Below are 16948 nucleotides of genomic sequence, written 5' to 3' on the forward strand. Positions count from 1 at the left end.
TTCATCGATACAAGCTAGTCGATTTCGACACGTGCACGATCATTTTTTCGCTGCCAACCGCTGTAGCCGGACGGCCTGCTTCGAGAGGGCGTCGCGTAGCCCGGGTGGGTCGAGTATTTCGAAATCGAAGGGTTGGTGGGCCAACTGGCGGGCGAACCAGTCCAGGCTGTCGGTGCGCGCGTGGAGCATCACGGCGCTTCCGTCGGGCGTGAATACGCCGATATTGCGTCCCAGCTCCGCAACGATATTGGCGAGCTCGGCGTCAAAGCGCACGCTGACGGCGATGGCGCGGGGCAGGCTGGCGATACTGTTGGCCAGGTACTCGGCAGGGTCGAAATCCATTGGTCGCTCGAAGCTGGCCTCGAGCGGCGTGGCCTCGACGATGCGGTCGAGGCGAAAGCTGCGCAGGTCGCGGCGCAGGTGGCACCAGCCGCTGACATACCAGCGCCCGCTGCGAAAGACCAGCCCGTAGGGATTGAGCGCGCGGCGGGTGTGCTGCTCCCGGTCGTCACGGTAGTCGAGCCGGACCCGCTGGCGCGCTTGGGTGGCGGTGGCGAACAGTATCAGCAGGCGTTCGTCGCCCGGGGCGCGTGCGGAAGGCAATTCCAGCCGTGCGCTCTCGCTCAGGGCCTGTGCCTGCTGCTTCAACCTGGCGGGCATGACCCGCTCCAGCTTGGCCCGCGTGGTTTCCAGCGCCGGGGCGGTCTCGGCGATACCCAGCCCCTGCGCGGCGAGCAGCCCCAGCGAGACGGCCAGTGCCTCTTCGCTGGTGAACATCAGCGGCGGCAGCTTGAAGCCCGGCATCAGGCGATAGCCGCCGTGCCGCCCGCGCTCGGTGGTGACGGGGATGCCCAAATCCTCAAGGGCCTGAATGTAACGCCGCAGCGTACGGCGGTCGACGTCCAGCCGCTCGGCCAGCTCCCGGCCGCTCATATGGCGGTAGCTCTGCAGCAGTTCCAGCAGCATGAGTATGCGAACAGTGGGATTGGCCACGCTGATTATTACCGTTTAAATAGGGCCTGATCTGTCCTATTTAGCCATTACCTTGCTGACAAGGCCAGGCGCAGAGGCCCTGGTTTTCACCACTAGACACAGCAAGGAGCAAGACAATGGAACCCGTTCTCTTCTATGGCGTACCGCAAGGCTGTTCGTTCGGCGCTATCGTGGCGTTCGAGTGGCAGGACCATCCCTACCGGCTGTGCCGCATCGAGATGCTGGAGCAACCCTGGGACCCGCTCTATGCCAAGGTCAATCCGCTGTTCCAGACCCCGGCGTTATTGCTGGAGGACGGGGAGCCTCTGACCGAGAGCCTGGCGATTCTGCAGCACTTGGCGGCACGCGACTTGGAAACCAAGTTGGGCTTCGAGCAGGGCAGTCGGGAGTTCGACCGCCTGAACCAGATGCTGGCCTACCTTAATACCGACTTCTTCTCAGCCTTCAACCCGCTGTGGGCGCTCTACGAGACCCAAGGATTGAATGGAGTGGAGCAGGCGCTGCTGCGCCGGTTGGGTCGTGAACGAGTGGCTGAAGGCTGCGCCTATCTCGATGGTCTGCTGGACAAGCGTGAGTGGCTGCTGGGCGAGGAGCGCAGCATGGCGGATGCCTACTTCGTCGGCATCGCACGTTGGGCCGAGTACCACCGTCTGTTCGATCTCGAGAGTGACTATCCGAACCTGGCCCGGCATCTGGCGAAGCTCAGGGACGATCCGGCCGTGCGCTTCGCCGAGGCCATTGAGCGCGGCGAGCAGCCTGCGGGACAGGGGCACTTCAAGGGGCATGTCACCCTGAAAGAGCTCGAGTCGCGCCTGGCCGCCTAGGCCTGGCACGCCCTGAGGCAGTCGAGTGCCGCCGGGCACGCTAGGATCGGGCGATGCCCCGGCGGCGGCTCGACATTGGAGGAGAACGGGTATGTATCTAGCGGCGCAGGATATCGAAGCCCTGGAGGGTGTCAGGAAGGTGCACTTCCTCAATCCCAAGGCCGTGCGCATCAACAGGTCGCTGGGGGATGCCGTTGGCATGACGCAGCTTGGAATACACCAGATCAGCGTGCCGCCCGGCCATTTCTCGACCGAATTCCACTGCCATCGCTACGAGGAGGAGGCCGTCTACGTGCTCTCCGGTACCGGCGTGGCAACCCTGGGCGATCGGAAGCAGCCGATCGGCCCCGGCGACTTCATCGGTTGTCCCATCAACGGCGTGGCGCATGAAATGTACAACGATGGCGACGAGCCACTGGTGTGCCTGGTGGTGGGCCAGCGGTTGGCCCAGGACGTGTCCGACTACCCGCGCCTGGGCAAGCGGCTGTATCGCAACAGCGGTGAATGGAACCTGGTCGATTGCCACGCCATCGAGCACGTGCAGCGCTAAGGAAACACTGCACAAATGCCTGCGCGGGCAAATCGCTGTGTTGCGCGGTGCTCGGAATCCTCACCTATACCCCATAGGCTCCGTGCTCCGTGCTCCGTGCTCCGTGCGCCTTGCGCTTAGCTCCGCTCGTCGATTTGTTCAGCGTTTCCCTAAGGGCACGCTTGGCAGATAGGCCGGTCTCGCCTGCTTCAGGAATGGTCGTGGCTGCCCGGTAAGTAAGGGCTTACCGGGGCGGGATGCCTGTCACTCGGGGTCGTGGCGCTCGCGGCTGTCTACAGGCGCCTGTTCGCGTTCGTGCATGCCGTAGTCGCGCATTACCGTGGCCACGCGCAGCCGGTAGTCGTCGAACACCACCTCGCGGCCCTGGGTCTGGGCGGTGCGGTGCCGCTCGAGCTGGCGCCACTGGGTCACGGCGTCTTCATCGCGCCAGAAGGAGAGCGAGAGGATCTTGCCCGGCTGGGTCAGGCTCTCGAAGCGCTCGATGGAGATGAAGCCATCGATCCCATCGAGTAGCGGACGCAGGCTGGCGGCGATGTCGAGGTACTGGTCGCGGCGACCGGGCTTGGGGATGACTTCGAAGATCACGGCGATCATGGGGGAATCTCCCGATTTTCATGTGATGTGGGGTGGGCCGCGTACGCCTTGGCCCATGAATTCGGGCTGGCGATTGCCCCGACAGACGAGTGACTACGAGGTTGCGATCTCGTCGTAGCCGCGCCCGAGAAACTGCACGAAGCAGAAACCGTGGCCGAAGGGGTCGGCCATCAGCGCCAGCCGGCCCCACTCGTGGGTGGCGACCGGCTGCTCCTGCTCGGCGCCGGCGGAGACCGCCGTCTCCACGGCCGTGTCGATGTCATCGACCACGAAGTCCAGATGGAGCGGCGTCCAGTGCCGGCCGTAATGGCGGTGCTGTTCGGCGTTCTTCCAGGCCGGGGTGTCGGCTCGCTTGGCCAGCAGGTAGAGCGGCGCCGGGCCGCCGAGCAATTCCACGGCAGCGTCGCCGAGCCGGCGGCCGACCTCGAGCCCGAAGGCGGTGACGTAGAAATCGATGGCGCGCTCGAGATCGTCCACATCGAGATTGACGAGAAACTCCATGGCGGCGTTCCTTTTCGCTGGTCAGACAAGAGCCGTATGCCGTTCCCCGTGGCAAGTGAGTCAGAACTTGCCGGGGCACGAATCAAGGATGGAGGATCCGAGGCGCGAGGGCCAAGCGAAAAAGGGTATTGTCTAATATGACGGCCTGCTCAAGCACCCCCGGCGGAGGAGATACCCGCGTGCCCAATACTCGAATCGATAGCCCGCTCACCCTGCATCTCGGGCGGGAGGAGCTGGTGATCCGGCGTCGCTATGAGACGCTCAGCATCGCCAACGATTTTCTGATTGCCATCTGGTTTCTGGCCGGCAGCATCCTGTTTCTCTATCCCAGCATGGAAAGGACCGCCGTATGGCTGTTCATCATCGGCAGTTTCCAGTTCCTGATTCGTCCCACCATTCGCTTGGCCAGCCACCTCCACCTCCAGCGAGTACCGCCGAGTCATTGGGAGAGTTGAGGGACATCCCGCTGCCGGTCTCCCCGTCCGGTGCCGAGAACACCGGCGCCGCGGGTGGGATGCGGCATGCCGCGGGGATGGGGCCCAGGCCGCCCCGAGAGGGGCCCGCCGGACCGAAGCACGGCAGGCCCCAGCGGAGGGCCAAGACGCGTCAGGCGGTGGCGACGGGCAACCGGGCCTCCTCCCACTCCGCCTTGCCGCCCTGGTAGACGGCAACGTCGGTATAGCCCATGGCCTCGAGCTGGTTGGCCACCATGTGCGAGTTCTGGCAGGTCGCGCTGGCGCAGTACACCACGATCGCGGCCTGCTTGTTCGGCAACAATTCGGGTGCGCGCAGCCTGACCTGGTCGTGGTTGATGTTGACGGCATTCGGCAGGTGCCACTGCCGGAAATACTTCTCCGGCAGCGCTTCTACCAGGATCGGGCGCTCCCGGCCTTCGAGGCGGGCGGCAAGGTCTTCACGGTTGATCGTCTTCATGTTGGTGCTCCGGGTGTCGGCGATGTGTATGCGTTGCCTCGGCAACGTGACGATCAGCGTAGAATTTGCGCATCGGCAATGGAATCGCCAAAAATTGCATAGGCTCATTGCAAGGTTGCAAGGCATGAACTTCGATTGGGACGATCTTCGCCTCTTCCTGGCGATCGCCCGCACCGGCAGCCTGGCCGGGGCGTCGCGCACGCTAGGCGTCAACCATTCGACGGTGTTCCGGCGGCTCAAGGCGCTGGAGGCCGGTCTGGAGGTGCGGCTGTTCGACCGCTTGCCACAGGGCTATGTGCCCACGGCGGCGGGCGAGATGCTGCATAAGCACGCGGAGCGGGTGGAGGAGGAGGCGCAGGCCATCGAACGTGAGCTCGGGGGGCACGACGTGCGGCTGTCGGGGCGGGTCGTCGTCACCACCACCGATACCCTGGCCAATGCGTTTCTCGCGCCCGTGTTCCAGGGCTTCGTCGAGCGCTACCCGGGCATCGAGCTGGAGCTGCTGATCGTCAGTGCCTTCCTCGACCTGGCCCGGCGTGAGGCGGATGTCGCCATTCGCCCGACGCAGGCGCCGCCGGAGAACCTGATCGGCCGCCGGCTGGGCACCATCCGCTGGGGGGTGTACGGCGCGCGCGAGTACTTGCGGGAACGTCCGGCGCTCGAGGATCCGGCGCGTCCGGCGGGACACCGCTTCGTCGGCGGCAACGAGATGATCCGCCATCTCGCCAGCAGCCGATGGCTGGACGAGCGGGTACCGCCGGAGGCCTTCGCACTACGCACGAACAGCGTCGTCGCGGCGCTGGGGGCCGCCCGGGCCGGCGTGGGGCTCGCCGTGGTGCCGCATTACATGGCTCGCCAGGAGAGCGAGCTGGAGTGCGTGCTGGCGATCGGCCCGGAGGTGGCGACCGACCTGTGGCTGCTGGTCCATCCGGACCTGCGTCCCAGCGCCCGTATCCGCGCCTTCATGGCCTTCGCGGTCGAGGCGGTCAGGCAGCGGCAGGCCGAACTGGAAGGCCGCTAGCGCCAGGCCCGCGGTGGCGATTCGTGTCGGCAACCGGGGGAGCACGCCCCGCTGCTGGGTAGGCAACGGCCTGGCCGGCATCACGACGGGTGTGGATTGACGCCGCGGCAGGGCATGCTATTTTCTAATGCGTAGTCGCATCCAGGCGGAACGGTTCATGACCACCTCTGTACGCTCTCCTCTTTCCACGCTGGTGGCCACTCCGGTCGCCGCCATGGTGCGTGTCGCGACTGCTCCCCCCCTGTCATCTGTCACCCCGCCGGTCGGTGTCTCGCCGCCGGTGGGGATCGCCGTGGCCGGTGTTTCCCCGCCGCCCGCGTCTGCCCTGGGCTGATCGCCAGCCCGCCAGGCGGCTCCAGCAGTCGATTGCCTCTCTGCAACGCTGGCCCGATAGGGCCGCTGGGGCCTGTGCGTCTCTCGACAGGTGACTTTCCTCATGACATTCCACAACACTGCCTGGGCCGTCTACGGCGCCACGGCGCTCTTCGTGCTGCTGTGGGGCAGCGGCGCAATCTTCACCAAGTGGGGGCTCGATCACGCCTCCGCTTCCGCCTTCCTCGTGCTGCGCTTCGCCCTGGCGCTGACCGTGCTGATGGCCATCGGGCTGTACCGACGACGCTGGTTGCCCACGCCCGGCACGCGCCTGCGCGTCGCCTGCACCGGCCTGCTGCTGATCGGCGCCTATGCGATCTGCTACTTCCTGGCCCTGGCCCAGGGCATCACGCCGGGCGTGCTGGCCACCGTGCTGGGGGTGCAGCCGATACTGACGCTGGTGCTGCTGGAGCGGCGCTTCTCCCTGGCGCGGATATCGGGGCTAGGCCTGGCGCTGACCGGGCTGGTCATGGTGGTCTACCAGAGCATCGGCCTGGCCCGCTTCTCGCCGGGCGGCATGGGGTTCGCCTTGGGGGCCCTGGCCTGCATGACCGGTGGCGCCATCCTGCAGAAACGCATGCAGCAGTCGCCCATCGAGGTCCTGCCGCTGCAGTATGCCGCCAGCCTGCTGCTGTGCCTGCCCTTCGCGGCGTTCCAGCCACTGTCGTTCGAACTCTCGGTGGGGTTCCTGATCCCGCTGCTATGGCTGGCCCTGGTGATCTCGGTAGTGGCGCAACTGCTGCTGTACCGGTTGATCCAGGCCGGCAACCTGGTCAATGTCACCAGCCTGTTCTACCTGGTGCCGGCGGTCACCGCGGCGATGGACTACCTGTTCCTGGGCAATGCGCTCTCCGCGCTCAGCCTGGCGGGCATGCTGACCATCCTGCTGGGGTTGGTGCTGGTGTTCCGGCAGCCCGGGGTGCCGGAATCCGACTAGGTGTCATCCCCGCCTCGGCATGCCGAGGCGGGGGCGGGTAGTGCTCAGGTTCGGCTGATCGAGACGCCGCCATCGACCAGCATCGCCGTGCCGGTGACGAAGCCGGCGTCGTCTGAAGCCAGATAGAGCGCCGCTCGGGCGATCTCTTCCGGCGTAGCCATGCGTTTGAGCGCGTGCAGATTCTCGACGAAGGCCAGGACTTCCGGTCCGGCGTCGGGGGCATTGGTGATGCTGGCCGGCGTATCGGTGCCTCCCGGCAGCAGGGCATTGACCCGAATGCCGTTGGGTCCCAGCTCCGCGGCAAGGCACTTCATCAGGCCCAGGATGCCGGCCTTGCTGGCGCCGTAGGCCGCCATGCCGGGCATGCCGACGGTATGGCCGACGAAGCTCGAAGTGAACAGCAGGCTGCCGCCGCCTCGCTGCAGCAGCGCCGGTATCTGGTGTTTGGCCCCCAGAAAGGCGCCGTTCAGGTTGGTATGCATGACGTCGTGCCAGTCGCTCGAAGTCATGTCCTGCAGCGGCCCCATCGGACCGACGATGCCGGCATTGTTGAAGGCGATATCGAGCCCTCCGAAGCGCTCCAGGGCGGTGGCAACAAGGCGTTGCGACAAGCGCTCGTCGCATACGTCCCCGGCGACGGCAACGGCGGTGCCGCCGTCGCGAGAGATGGCTTCGACCAGAGCATCGAGTTCGTCCCGGCGGCGGGCGCTCACGATCACCTTGGCGCCTTCGCTGGCAAATAGCCGAGCAGCGGCATGACCGATTCCTGAGCTGGCCCCGGTGACGATGGCGATCTTTCCGGCAAGTCGGTTCATAGCTGTATTCTCCATGGGTAGGTATGGGGTCATTGGCGATCCCATGCTTACCTTGCCGGTCTCGGGGTAAGCTCTCACTCCGCTTCTTGCCGTCAAAAAATCTGGTGGCCTGATGATGCTATGCTGCGAAATGCTGTGAAGAGACGGGTGCACTTTGAAAGCAAGGGACGGAGTGTGCCAGGCGGGTCCAGGGCGCAACCTGAACTCACGGAGAACGCCGAATCCACAGCGGAGGCCCGCCATGAACGAGACATCCACCCATTCATTTGCCACTTTCGATTCCGATGAGGCGAAATGGGCAGCGGTACTGGCCCGCGATGCCGCGGCGGACGACGCTTTCGTTTATGCGGTGCGTACCACGGGGGTCTATTGCCGTCCTACCTGCCCTTCACGCCGGCCGCGCCGCGAGAACGCCGAGTTCCATGCCGATGCCGCGGCAGCCGAACGGGCCGGCTATCGGCCGTGCCAGCGCTGCCGACCCAAGGAGCTACCGTTGGCCCAGCGACACGCCCAGAGCGTCGCCAGGGCCTGCCGTCTCATCGAAACATCCGACGAGCTCCCCTCGCTCGACGAATTGGCACAAGCCACCGGGCTTAGCCGCTTCCACTTTCATCGAGTCTTCAAGGCGGGCACGGGGCTGACGCCGAAGGCGTATGCGATCGCTTGCCGGGCGGATCGTGCACGCCAGGCGCTGGCGCAACGGGAAACCGTCACCGAGGCGATCTATGAGGCGGGCTTCAATTCCAGCGGGCGCTTCTATGCCGGTTCCGATCGCATGCTTGGCATGACGCCACAGCGTTATCGTGCGGGAGGGAAGGGCATGGAGATTCGCTTCGCCCTGGGAGAATGCTCGCTGGGCAACATTCTAGTCGCGACCAGCGAAAAGGGCATTTGCGCCATCTCCTTGGGCAGCGACCCGGAGCAACTGCTGCAGGAGTTCCAGGATCGTTTCACCAATGCCAACCTGGTCCCGGGGGGAAAGGATTTCGACGCCTGGGTGGCCAAGGTGGTGGGCTTCGTCGAGGCGCCTGGCGTCGGGCTATCGCTGCCGCTGGACATTCGCGGCACCGCCTTCCAGCAGCGGGTCTGGCAGGCGCTGATCGAGATTCCCGTGGGCACCACGATCAGCTATGCGGAGTTGGCGCAGCGGATCGGTTCCCCCAAGTCGGTGCGCGCCGTAGCCAGGGCCTGCGCCTCCAATACCATTGCGCTAGCCATTCCCTGCCACCGGGTCGTGCGCAGCGACGGGGCGCTCTCGGGTTACCGGTGGGGCGTAGAGCGAAAGCGGGCGCTGCTCGAGCGTGAACGTCACTCCCCCTCCAACGCCTCGGTGATTCCCGCCTGCGGGGTGCGCTCGAGAAAGGTCGACAGCACCACATAACTGCGCGTGGCCTTGACGCTCGGCAGGGCATAGAGCCGGGCGAGCAGCCCCTCCAGGGCGCGGCTGCTGGCGCAGCGCACCTTGAGCAGCATGCAGGTGTCGCCGGCCACGGAGTGGATCTCCTCGACTTCGGGCAGCTCCGATAGTGCCAGCAGTTCCTGGGTCTTGCCCCAGCCGGTGGAGTCGACGTGGACGAAGGCGAGGAAGGGCTTGCCGGTGGCGGGGCCATCCAGGACCGCCACGGTGCCGCGGATGCGCCCCGTCGCGCGCAGCCGTTTCACCCGTTCGTGCACGGCCGGCGCCGAGAGACCGGCGCGATTACCCAGCTCGGCGTAGCTGAGCCCGGCGTCCACGGCCAACTCGCCTAATATTTTTCGGTCGAAGGCGTCCAGGGGGCGTGCCTCCTGGCCCTTGTCCCGAACGGTTTCTGTTTTTTCTGGGTTCGGCATTATCGCAATTGCTCCGAATGACATTCCTTTCTTCAATGGTAATGTCGAACTGCATTTGGAGCCAGCCGTGATCACTCGTCATCTTCTCCTGTTGACCGCTGCCATTGCCGTGATCGGCGCCAATTCGCTGGCGCTGAGCCCTATTGCTGCTGCGGTGGCGGCATCGTTCCCGGGGCGAAGCGCTGCCGATGTGATGACGGCCGCGGCCTTCTATGGCCTGGCTACGGCGGGCAGTGCGCTGCTGTTGGCTCCGATGGCCGATCGCGTCGGTTCCGAGCGCGCACTGGTGCGGGCGCTATTGGTGCTGTGCGTGTCGCTGGGCCTCGCTGCGCTTTCCCCCGCGCTGTGGTTGCTGGTTGCCGCCCAGGCGCTTGCCGGCCTGCCGGCGGGCATGGCACTGCCGGCGATCTATACCCTCACCGCTCAGGTGGCCGAAAAGGGGCGCGAGAGTGAAACTCTGAGCTTCGTACTCATCGGGTGGACGTTGAGTCTAGTGGTTGGGGTCGGCTTCGCAGCGCTCTTGGCCGACTTGCTGCATTGGCGCGCTGTCTTCTCGGTACTGGCACTGGCCGCAGCAGGATTGGCGCTGGGTGTTTCCCGCTGCCGCGATTGGGGAACGAGGACGGGCGGTGAAAAACCGAGTTCCGCGCTGATGGCATTGCGTATCCCCGGCATCCATGCGGTGCTGCTGAACGTTGGTGCCTTCATGACGGCGTTCTATGGTCTGTACACCTATCTTGGCCCGCATCTGGGCGAGGTTTTGCAGCTTCCCGCTTCCTTTGCGGGACTGACGATTGCCGTCTATGGCCTGGGCTTCGGCGTTGCCGCACCGCTGGGCCGGCTGGTCGACCGGCATGGTGCGAGCGCCGCCGCCTGTGTGACCTTTGCCGGCCTGATGCTCGTCTACCTGGGGCTGATGGGTGCCGCGATGCTTCCGCTGGTACTGCTGACGCTCTGCCTGGGTTGGGGCGTGGGTAACCACCTTGGTCTGAACCTGCTCATGCGCCAGTTGGCCGAGCTGGACCCGACGCAGCGTGGTGCCATCATGGGGCTCTATAGCGCCATTACCTACCTGTGCGTCTTCGCCGGGGCATTGCTCTACCGGCCAATCTTTACGCACTATGGGTTTGCCGCCTGCGCCTGGGCGTCCGCGATGCTCGTACTGCCGGCCCTGGGCTGGGCGCTGGGGCAGTGGCGCAGAAAACAGGCCGCGCTGGAGTAGCGGTGGGGAGTCTTTTGCTCTCTCAGAAGCCTACGCTCCATGCCAAAGAACGAACCGCCGCTCCTGGAGCGGCGGTTCGTTCGAGAGCAGATCTTGGGTTTCCCCTCAGCCGAACAGCCAGGGATCGATGAATCCACTGGGGTAGGTCAGGGTCAGCACTTTCGCCATGCTTACCAGGAAGATCGCCACTCCGGCAGACATGGTGATGGTCACCCAGGGCTTGAGACGTGCGATGAACATCAGGAAGGCCAAGCAGAACAGCGTTGCGGTGGTGATGAGGCCGAACGTCAGGATCACGCCAACCAGGGCGAAGAAGCCTACCAACCAGACGACTTGCTGAAGCAGAGGCTGGTGTTGCCACGTTGGCTTACGGATCAGGCTGCGCAGGATTTCCAGAAGGCAGGCGATGCCCATGATCGCCAGGGCCAGGCGGGGCATGAGGCCACCAAGCAGGGTAAGGTCGGCAAGGTGGAACCAGCCATAGATGGCAATGCCCAGCAGAGCGGCGAAGATCACCAGGTCGATGCCACCAATGCTGATAGGCTTGCTGCCAGCCGCAGGGGTTTCTCCGGCACCAGCCGCAGGCGCTTGCTCCGTATCGGTCGACCGGAGCTTACGCCACAGCTGACGAAACATGGGCAAGAACAGGGCGGCGAGAATCAAGGCGCCAATGATCAGCACACCTGGGCGCATGAAGGCAGCGCTACCCTGGAACTGTACGGCCTGATAGAAGTAGGCTTCGGCTCCCGGGGCCAGCACGAAGCCAATCAGGAAAGCGGGACGTGACCAGCCGGCCTGCTTGAACAGCACGCCGAGGACCCCGATCGCGCCGAGGGCCAGCAGGTCTCCCGGGGAGCGCGTGGCCTGGAAGGCCGCGAACATGATCAGCACCGTGATCAGGGGCGCCAGGATGACGAAGGGCACGCGGGTCAGGCTGGCGACCGGCCGGGCCAGGCCCAGGCAGAGCGCCGCACCGATGATGTTGGCCAGGGCCAGCGACCAGATGATGGTGTAGGTCAGGTCGAGATTGGTCTCGATCATGCTGACGCCGGGCTGCAGGCCGAGCAGTAGCAGGCCACCGAGGAAGACGGCGGCGGTGCCCGAGCCGGGCACGCCGAACAGCAGGGTGGGCACCATGGCGCCACAGGCGCAGGCATTATTGGCGGATTCCGGTGCGATGACGCCGCGGATGTCGCCCTGGCCAAACTGGGACTTGTCCTTGGCGCTCTGCACGGCATGGCCATAGGTCATCCAGTCCACCACCGAGCCGGCGAGGCCGGGAATCGTGCCCAGCAGGCTACCGATGCCCGCGCAGCGCGCCACTAATCCACGATGCTGGCCGACATCCTGGATGCCTTGCCGCCAGCCCTTGCCGAGCCGAGCGGGCTCCCCGGCGATGGCCCCGCGCTTGACCAGCAGGTCGATGATCTCGGGCAGCGCGAAGATCCCCAGGCCGATGACCACCAGCGGTATGCCGTCGTAGAGATAGTCGATCTCGAAGTTGAGACGGAACTCCCCGGTGGCGGGCGCCATGCCGATGGTACCGACCAGCAGGCCCAGGCCGCAGGCGGCGAGTCCCTTGAGCAGGTCGCGTCCGGAGAGTACCGCTACCATCGACAGCCCGAGCAGGGTCAGCATGAAGAGCTCGGAGGAGGAGAACGACAGCACCACCGGCCGGGCGATCAGAATGAACCCCGTCAGCACGGCGGCACCGATCAGGCCGCCGATCATCGAGGCGAGGAAGGCACTGGACAGGGCCCGTGCGGCCTGGCCGCGCTTGGCCAGGGAGAAGCCGTCGATGACGGTGGCCTGGGAGGCGCTGGAGCCGGGAATGCCCAGCAGCACCGAGGCGAAGGTATCGCCGGTGGGGATCACGGCGACCAGGCCCATCAGCATGCCGAGGGCGACGCTCGGTTCCATGCCGTAGAGGAAGGGCAGCAGCAACGCCATTCCTGCGATGCCACCGAGGCCGGGAATGATCCCGACCACCAGACCGACCAGCACGCCAACGACCATGTAGAGCAGATGATGCAGGGTGAACAGCTGCCCCAGGCTGGAAAGAAGGATATCGAACATGGAAATGGCTCTCGTGTTATTCGATGAGGGGAGCCCGAGCATTGGCTCTGGACCCTGGGGCCAAGGGCCAATGCTCGATGTCACGCGTCAGATGCTGGCGCCGTGCTTCGATGACAACCAGTCCACAAGCCACTCACGGGTAGCGTCATCCAGGGACATGGCGTCCTCGAGATGTTGCCGGACGATGTCGCCAACGATCGGGGTATAGGGACCCAACTGGGCGTCGGCTTCCTGCTTGAACTCTTCGGTATCGATGAACTCGAGGGCCGCTTCCCGGTAGGTCTCGACGAGTGCCTCGGGGGTGTCTTTGGGCACCATGATCAGCTTCTGGAGCGTGAAGCCCGAAGCGAAGAACTTCTCGTAGGCGTCGTTGGCGGTACCGCTCGGGGCCTCGCCATGGACCGCTTCATAGACCTCGCCAAAGGTGGGAAGGTCGGGGAACGCCGGGTCGCGTTCGATCTCCCCCTCGTCATTCAGTACGCCGAGCGAGAAGAGCGGGACGGCACGGCCCGACTCCACCAGGGGAGCCACACTACTCAGATAGGCGGAGGTGGTCTGGAAATCGATGTCCGCTTCGCCGCGCTCGAAGGCCAGGCGGCCTTCGCCGCGGCTCTGCATGCCGGAGACGGCCTGAACCTCGACACCCAGCATGTCGAGGGCGATCAGTATCGGCAGCTCGAGTCCGGTGTGACTTTGCACCGCCAGCTTGACCGGCTGCTCCAGCAGACTGGCAAGCGCGCTCTCGCTGTCCTCACCCAGGCTGGCCTGGGCGTAGACGACGCCACCGGTTGGGGTCGCCAGGATCGGTGTCCAGGCGGAGTAGTCGTAGCGTACCCGCTTGTCCCCCAGCATGGCGGGATACTGGGTCGAAGCGGAGGCGCCCAGCCAATCGCTACCGTCGCTCTTGGCGCGCATGGCGAAGAGGTTGGAGCCGTTGATGGAGCCACCGCCCGGCACATTGTCGATCATGATGGTCGGCTGGCCAGGAGTGTGCTCGCTGAGCCAGGGCGCGAAGAAGCGGGCCCAGACATCGGTACCACCACCGACGCCGAAGGGAATGGTCCACTTGATGGTTCCTGGCACGTCCACGTTCTGTGCCTGTACGGATGCGGTGGCCGTCAAACCGAGCCCGGCGACTGCCAGGCCAAGGGCGGCTGCTTTTTTCAGGCGACCGAGCGAAGTACGAGATGTCGTGGTCCTGTGGAGGGTCATGGCATGCTCCTGGTTGTTGTCGTTAGCGGGTGGCAAGACACCCGGTGGTCGCGATGATCAATTGGCCTGCAGTGCAGTCATTGTCTCACCGGGTGACGTGGAGGCGGTGTAGAAGATCGTGCCACTCATGATCTTTCTGGCGGTACGAATCAGTGACACGCGCGCGATATCGCTGGCATTGCCTTGGCGGTGCTCGACATCGAGGTCGATGAAGCCGGATGGATGCTCCAGTCTCACCTGTGCCAGACACTCTCCCGCGGATATGCGCCCGCTTTCTACTGCGATGCGGTGGGCGATGGTGCCGGGAACACTGACCGCCGAGGCGACGGCAATGGCACCGGTGACGGCGATGGCCTTGTGGCAGCGGTGGGGTACGAAGTACCGCGTGCACAGGGTGCTGGCGCTGTCACGCGCTGCACAGACCAGCACCGGCTTGGGCAAGACACTGTTGCTGACGTCACCCAGTCCCATGCTCCGTCCTGCCTTACGGCGAATGCTTTCGAGGCGCTCGAGCAGGGCGCTATTGCCATCCAGTTCGGCGGGGGACTCATCGCCGCTCAGGCCGAGGTTCGCAGCGTCGAGCATGATGATCGGCGTCGCAGCGTCGAGGCAGGTGACGTCGACACCTTCGATCGAGTCGCACGCCTTTCCGGTCGGCAGCAACGCGCCGGTCTTGGCGCCCACGATATCCAGGAAGCTGAGTTGAATGCCGGCGGCACTCCCGGGCACGCCGCTGATGGACGTATTGCCCTCATAGCAGACCTGGCGGCCCGGCGTTGGTACATGACACTCAATCAGGCGCTGGGTGTTGAGGTTGCGTACCCGCACGACGGTCTTGCCGTTCTGGGGCTCCACCAGGCCCGTCTCGATCGCGTAGGGGCCGACCGCCGAGAGCATGTTGCCGCAGTTCGGGGTGAAGTCGACGCGGCGATTGAGGATATCGACCTGGGCAAACAGGTAGTCGACATCGGCGCCGGCATGGGAGGAGCGCTCCACGATGGCGATCTTGCTGGTCAGGGGGTCCCCGCCGCCGATGCCGTCGATCTGCAGGGCGTGGCCCGAGCCCATCAGGCTAAGCAGGATGTCGGCTTGGGCGTCCTGGCCGCTGGGAAGATCGCTCATGCGCAGGAAAGGGCCTCGGGAGGTGCCGCCGCGCATGATCATGCAGGGGATGCTGTTTATCATCGTCATGCCACATCGCGTTGGGAAGTCGTGATGTGAGCATGTCAGTGGCCAACTGATGCTTCAAATGCAAATAAATGCAGTGATTGATGCCAATTTCGTATTAATGCGCTATGCTTATCAATGCCGACGTGTCATGCAAGAGTGCATAAATGCTACATCGCCTGGAATTCCTTGATCTTCAAGCGTTTATACTGGTCGCAGAGCTGGGTTCTTTCCATGAGGCTGCGCAACGTCTGCATCTTTCTCAGCCGGCTCTATCGCGACGCATTCAGAAGCTCGAGGAGCTTTTGGAAGTCGAGTTGCTTGAACGAACCACGCGAAGAACGCAGCTGACGCCTATCGGGGCGGATTTTCTGCCACGCGCCAGGCGCATGATCGAAGAATACGAGTCATCGATTCTGAACATACGAGAACTGGCGACGCACCAGAAGGGCACGGTCACGATCGCCTGCCTGCCCACCGCCGCCTTTTACTTCCTGCCAAGCGTGATTCGTGGTTTCAGCGAGGCTTGGCCGGGTATCCGCATCCGCATCCTCGACGTCAGCGCCAACGAGGGACTGCAGCGGGTCATCAATGGCGAGGCCGACTTCGGCATCAACATGTTCAGCGCACAAAGCCCCGAGGTTTCCTTTACACCACTATTACGAGATCCCTTCGTACTGGCCCTGAGGTCGGACCATCCCCTGGCAGCAAAGGAGAGTATCGAATGGGCGGATCTCGAACAGGTCAGGCTGATCACCGTCAGTCGCGATAGCGGCAATCGCACCTTGCTGGACAATGCCCTCTCTGCCGAAGGCATCCGGCTGAACAGCTTCTACGAAGTTCAACACCTTTCCACCTCACTTGGCCTGGTCGAATCCGGGTTGGGCGTGGCGATCTTGCCCAAGATGACGATGCCCGGCCCGGACCATGACACGCTCTGCTCACGTGAGCTTCCCGAACCGCGCATTCAGCGAACCATCGGCCTGGTCAGAAGCAGTTCCCACAGTATCTCCAGCACGGCCCAGCTGTTTATCGATATGCTGCTCGAGCATTGGGGAAGTACACCACCATCCTGAGATGCCGGTGTTCGTCCACCAACAGCGTGGCGTGTTCGTACTCCCTCGGGTTGGATTCGGTGTCGAGAATCGAGCCGATGCCGTAGCGGTAGGCTTCCAGGTTGGGCTGTTCCCACCAGCGGCGAAAATCCGGCGATAGCTTGGCGAGCGCGTCGGTCAGCTCCTGCATGGCCGGGTCCCCGGGCGCGGCCGCCAGGTCGCAGCGGAACTGGGCGAGAAGGCGGGGGGCGTCCTGACGCCATTCGGGAAGGCGTCGACGCAGTGCGGGGTCGGCGAACAGTAAGCGCATCATGTTGCGCTCGCCGGTCTCCCTGTCGCTGAAGCCGAACAGACTATCGGCCACGGTATTCCAGGCGATGACGTCCCAGCGCAGGTTCATGACGTAGGCGGGCCTCGGCATGTCGTCCATCAGCGTCTGTACCAGGGGCGGAATTTCCTGCCACTGGTAGGCCTCCACCGGCGGCGGGCGGCGATGGGCGAGCAGGAATAGGTGGCAGCATTCGGCATCGTCGAGCTTGAGGGCCTTGGAAACGCTGAGCAGGAAGCTCTCCGAGACGTTGATGTCGCGTCCCTGCTCGAACCAGGTGTACCAGGTCAACCCCACACCAGCGAGAGTGGCCACCTCCTCGCGCCGCAGCCCCGGGGTACGCCGGCGGCCGGTGCTGGGCAGGCCGACGTCGACCGGCGTCAGCTTGTTGCGATGATGGATCAGGAAGTCGGTGAGTTCGCTGCGGGTTCTGTCGAGGCTGCGGCCGGCCATGGCTTTGTCCCAGATAGTACTGCTGGTAATAGGATAACTGGCTATATTGTAACCCTATCGAGATG

The 16948-nt window shown here is 64.5% G+C and carries 19 protein-coding genes; 9 read left to right on the forward strand and 10 right to left on the reverse strand.

Annotation, left to right across the window (positions count from 1 at the left end):
* Window positions 1-39: 39 nt before the first annotated feature.
* Window positions 40-993 (reverse strand): helix-turn-helix transcriptional regulator, encoded by a 954-nt coding sequence (locus C1H66_RS13415; protein ID WP_102628380.1) that lies wholly within the window; start codon window positions 991-993, stop codon window positions 40-42.
* Window positions 994-1109: 116 nt separating this feature from the next.
* Between C1H66_RS13415 and C1H66_RS13420 the strand changes: the two genes are divergently transcribed.
* Window positions 1110-1817, forward strand: coding sequence for a glutathione S-transferase family protein (locus C1H66_RS13420; protein ID WP_102628381.1), 708 nt, complete (start codon window positions 1110-1112; stop codon window positions 1815-1817).
* A gap of 91 nt (window positions 1818-1908) precedes the next feature.
* Window positions 1909-2367, forward strand: coding sequence for a cupin domain-containing protein (locus C1H66_RS13425; RefSeq protein WP_102628382.1), 459 nt, complete (start codon window positions 1909-1911; stop codon window positions 2365-2367).
* A gap of 243 nt (window positions 2368-2610) precedes the next feature.
* Here C1H66_RS13425 and C1H66_RS13430 read toward each other — a convergent pair whose 3' ends face one another.
* A complete protein-coding gene (locus tag C1H66_RS13430; RefSeq protein WP_102628383.1) occupies window positions 2611-2961 on the reverse strand; it encodes an antibiotic biosynthesis monooxygenase family protein in 351 nt (116 codons plus the stop codon).
* Between the two features lie 93 nt (window positions 2962-3054).
* The gene (locus tag C1H66_RS13435) at window positions 3055-3462 is read right to left on the reverse strand and encodes a VOC family protein (RefSeq protein WP_102628384.1); all 408 of its coding nucleotides are present in this window, start codon (window positions 3460-3462) and stop codon (window positions 3055-3057) included.
* Between the two features lie 179 nt (window positions 3463-3641).
* Here C1H66_RS13435 and C1H66_RS13440 point away from each other — a divergent pair, with 179 nt between their 5' ends.
* On the forward strand, window positions 3642-3917 hold the full coding sequence (locus C1H66_RS13440) for a YrhK family protein (protein ID WP_240618315.1): 276 nt from the start codon (window positions 3642-3644) through the stop codon (window positions 3915-3917).
* A 151-nt stretch (window positions 3918-4068) separates the two neighbouring features.
* Here the strand turns inward: C1H66_RS13440 and C1H66_RS13445 are convergent, their stop codons facing one another.
* Window positions 4069-4395: a rhodanese-like domain-containing protein gene (locus C1H66_RS13445; protein WP_102628386.1), complete on the reverse strand. Its 327-nt coding sequence runs from the start codon at window positions 4393-4395 to the stop codon at window positions 4069-4071.
* 124 nt (window positions 4396-4519) lie between these two features.
* Here C1H66_RS13445 and C1H66_RS13450 point away from each other — a divergent pair, with 124 nt between their 5' ends.
* From C1H66_RS13450 to C1H66_RS13455, 3 genes are all read left to right on the forward strand, one after another.
* Window positions 4520-5416 (forward strand): LysR family transcriptional regulator, encoded by an 897-nt coding sequence (locus C1H66_RS13450; RefSeq protein WP_102628387.1) that lies wholly within the window; start codon window positions 4520-4522, stop codon window positions 5414-5416.
* Between the two features lie 157 nt (window positions 5417-5573).
* The gene (locus C1H66_RS22915) at window positions 5574-5750 is read left to right on the forward strand and encodes a hypothetical protein (protein ID WP_170064151.1); all 177 of its coding nucleotides are present in this window, start codon (window positions 5574-5576) and stop codon (window positions 5748-5750) included.
* A gap of 102 nt (window positions 5751-5852) precedes the next feature.
* Window positions 5853-6725, forward strand: coding sequence for a DMT family transporter (locus C1H66_RS13455; protein ID WP_102628388.1), 873 nt, complete (start codon window positions 5853-5855; stop codon window positions 6723-6725).
* Between the two features lie 44 nt (window positions 6726-6769).
* Here C1H66_RS13455 and C1H66_RS13460 read toward each other — a convergent pair whose 3' ends face one another.
* Window positions 6770-7618 carry an SDR family oxidoreductase gene (locus tag C1H66_RS13460; protein WP_240618316.1) on the reverse strand — a complete coding sequence of 283 codons (849 nt, stop codon included), beginning with the start codon at window positions 7616-7618 and terminating at the stop codon, window positions 6770-6772.
* A gap of 163 nt (window positions 7619-7781) precedes the next feature.
* Here C1H66_RS13460 and ada point away from each other — a divergent pair, with 163 nt between their 5' ends.
* Window positions 7782-8921, forward strand: coding sequence for a bifunctional DNA-binding transcriptional regulator/O6-methylguanine-DNA methyltransferase Ada (gene ada, locus C1H66_RS13465; RefSeq protein ID WP_102628390.1), 1140 nt, complete (start codon window positions 7782-7784; stop codon window positions 8919-8921).
* Here ada and C1H66_RS13470 read toward each other — a convergent pair.
* A complete protein-coding gene (locus C1H66_RS13470) occupies window positions 8849-9370 on the reverse strand; it encodes an Lrp/AsnC family transcriptional regulator (RefSeq protein ID WP_102628391.1) in 522 nt (173 codons plus the stop codon). The genes ada and C1H66_RS13470 overlap by 73 nt on opposite strands.
* Window positions 9371-9437: 67 nt before the next feature.
* On the opposite strand from C1H66_RS13470, the gene C1H66_RS13475 reads away from it, so the two are divergent.
* On the forward strand, window positions 9438-10592 hold the full coding sequence (locus tag C1H66_RS13475) for an MFS transporter (protein WP_240618317.1): 1155 nt from the start codon (window positions 9438-9440) through the stop codon (window positions 10590-10592).
* 105 nt (window positions 10593-10697) lie between these two features.
* On the opposite strand, the gene C1H66_RS13480 is transcribed toward C1H66_RS13475, so the two are convergent.
* The 3 genes from C1H66_RS13480 to C1H66_RS13490 form a co-directional block, all read right to left on the reverse strand.
* Window positions 10698-12668 (reverse strand): tripartite tricarboxylate transporter permease, encoded by a 1971-nt coding sequence (locus tag C1H66_RS13480; protein ID WP_102628393.1) that lies wholly within the window; start codon window positions 12666-12668, stop codon window positions 10698-10700.
* A gap of 87 nt (window positions 12669-12755) precedes the next feature.
* Window positions 12756-13757 (reverse strand): type 2 periplasmic-binding domain-containing protein, encoded by a 1002-nt coding sequence (locus C1H66_RS13485; RefSeq protein ID WP_240618318.1) that lies wholly within the window; start codon window positions 13755-13757, stop codon window positions 12756-12758.
* 180 nt (window positions 13758-13937) lie between these two features.
* Window positions 13938-15071 carry a 4-oxalomesaconate tautomerase gene (locus tag C1H66_RS13490; protein WP_102628395.1) on the reverse strand — a complete coding sequence of 378 codons (1134 nt, stop codon included), beginning with the start codon at window positions 15069-15071 and terminating at the stop codon, window positions 13938-13940.
* A 143-nt stretch (window positions 15072-15214) separates the two neighbouring features.
* On the opposite strand from C1H66_RS13490, the gene C1H66_RS13495 reads away from it, so the two are divergent.
* Entirely contained in the window at window positions 15215-16123 is a 909-nt protein-coding gene (locus C1H66_RS13495; RefSeq protein ID WP_102628396.1) for a LysR family transcriptional regulator, read from the forward strand.
* Here C1H66_RS13495 and C1H66_RS13500 read toward each other — a convergent pair.
* Window positions 16077-16883, reverse strand: a complete 807-nt coding sequence (locus C1H66_RS13500; protein WP_102628397.1) for a helix-turn-helix transcriptional regulator — start codon at window positions 16881-16883, stop codon at window positions 16077-16079. The two genes, C1H66_RS13495 and C1H66_RS13500, sit on opposite strands and share 47 nt — an antisense overlap.
* Window positions 16884-16948: the final 65 nt, after the last annotated feature.

Origin of the sequence: Halomonas heilongjiangensis, assembly GCF_002879645.1 — a bacterium.
Classification (GTDB): domain Bacteria; phylum Pseudomonadota; class Gammaproteobacteria; order Pseudomonadales; family Halomonadaceae; genus Halomonas; species Halomonas heilongjiangensis.

Bases quoted from the DNA above. Each gene is read 5' to 3' on its own strand.
- C1H66_RS13435 (WP_102628384.1), bottom strand. From the start codon at position 3,462: ATGGAGTTTCTCGTCAATCTCGATGTGGACGATCTCGAGCGCGCCATC.
- C1H66_RS13450 (WP_102628387.1), top strand. From the start codon at position 4,520: ATGAACTTCGATTGGGACGATCTTCGCCTCTTCCTGGCGATCGCCCGC.
- C1H66_RS22915 (WP_170064151.1), top strand. From the start codon at position 5,574: ATGACCACCTCTGTACGCTCTCCTCTTTCCACGCTGGTGGCCACTCCG.
- ada (WP_102628390.1), top strand. From the start codon at position 7,782: ATGAACGAGACATCCACCCATTCATTTGCCACTTTCGATTCCGATGAG.
- C1H66_RS13490 (WP_102628395.1), bottom strand. From the start codon at position 15,071: ATGACGATGATAAACAGCATCCCCTGCATGATCATGCGCGGCGGCACC.
- C1H66_RS13480 (WP_102628393.1), bottom strand. From the start codon at position 12,668: ATGTTCGATATCCTTCTTTCCAGCCTGGGGCAGCTGTTCACCCTGCAT.
- C1H66_RS13420 (WP_102628381.1), top strand. From the start codon at position 1,110: ATGGAACCCGTTCTCTTCTATGGCGTACCGCAAGGCTGTTCGTTCGGC.
- C1H66_RS13470 (WP_102628391.1), bottom strand. From the start codon at position 9,370: ATGCCGAACCCAGAAAAAACAGAAACCGTTCGGGACAAGGGCCAGGAG.
- C1H66_RS13425 (WP_102628382.1), top strand. From the start codon at position 1,909: ATGTATCTAGCGGCGCAGGATATCGAAGCCCTGGAGGGTGTCAGGAAG.
- C1H66_RS13500 (WP_102628397.1), bottom strand. From the start codon at position 16,883: ATGGCCGGCCGCAGCCTCGACAGAACCCGCAGCGAACTCACCGACTTC.
- C1H66_RS13445 (WP_102628386.1), bottom strand. From the start codon at position 4,395: ATGAAGACGATCAACCGTGAAGACCTTGCCGCCCGCCTCGAAGGCCGG.
- C1H66_RS13455 (WP_102628388.1), top strand. From the start codon at position 5,853: ATGACATTCCACAACACTGCCTGGGCCGTCTACGGCGCCACGGCGCTC.
- C1H66_RS13430 (WP_102628383.1), bottom strand. From the start codon at position 2,961: ATGATCGCCGTGATCTTCGAAGTCATCCCCAAGCCCGGTCGCCGCGAC.
- C1H66_RS13495 (WP_102628396.1), top strand. From the start codon at position 15,215: ATGCTACATCGCCTGGAATTCCTTGATCTTCAAGCGTTTATACTGGTC.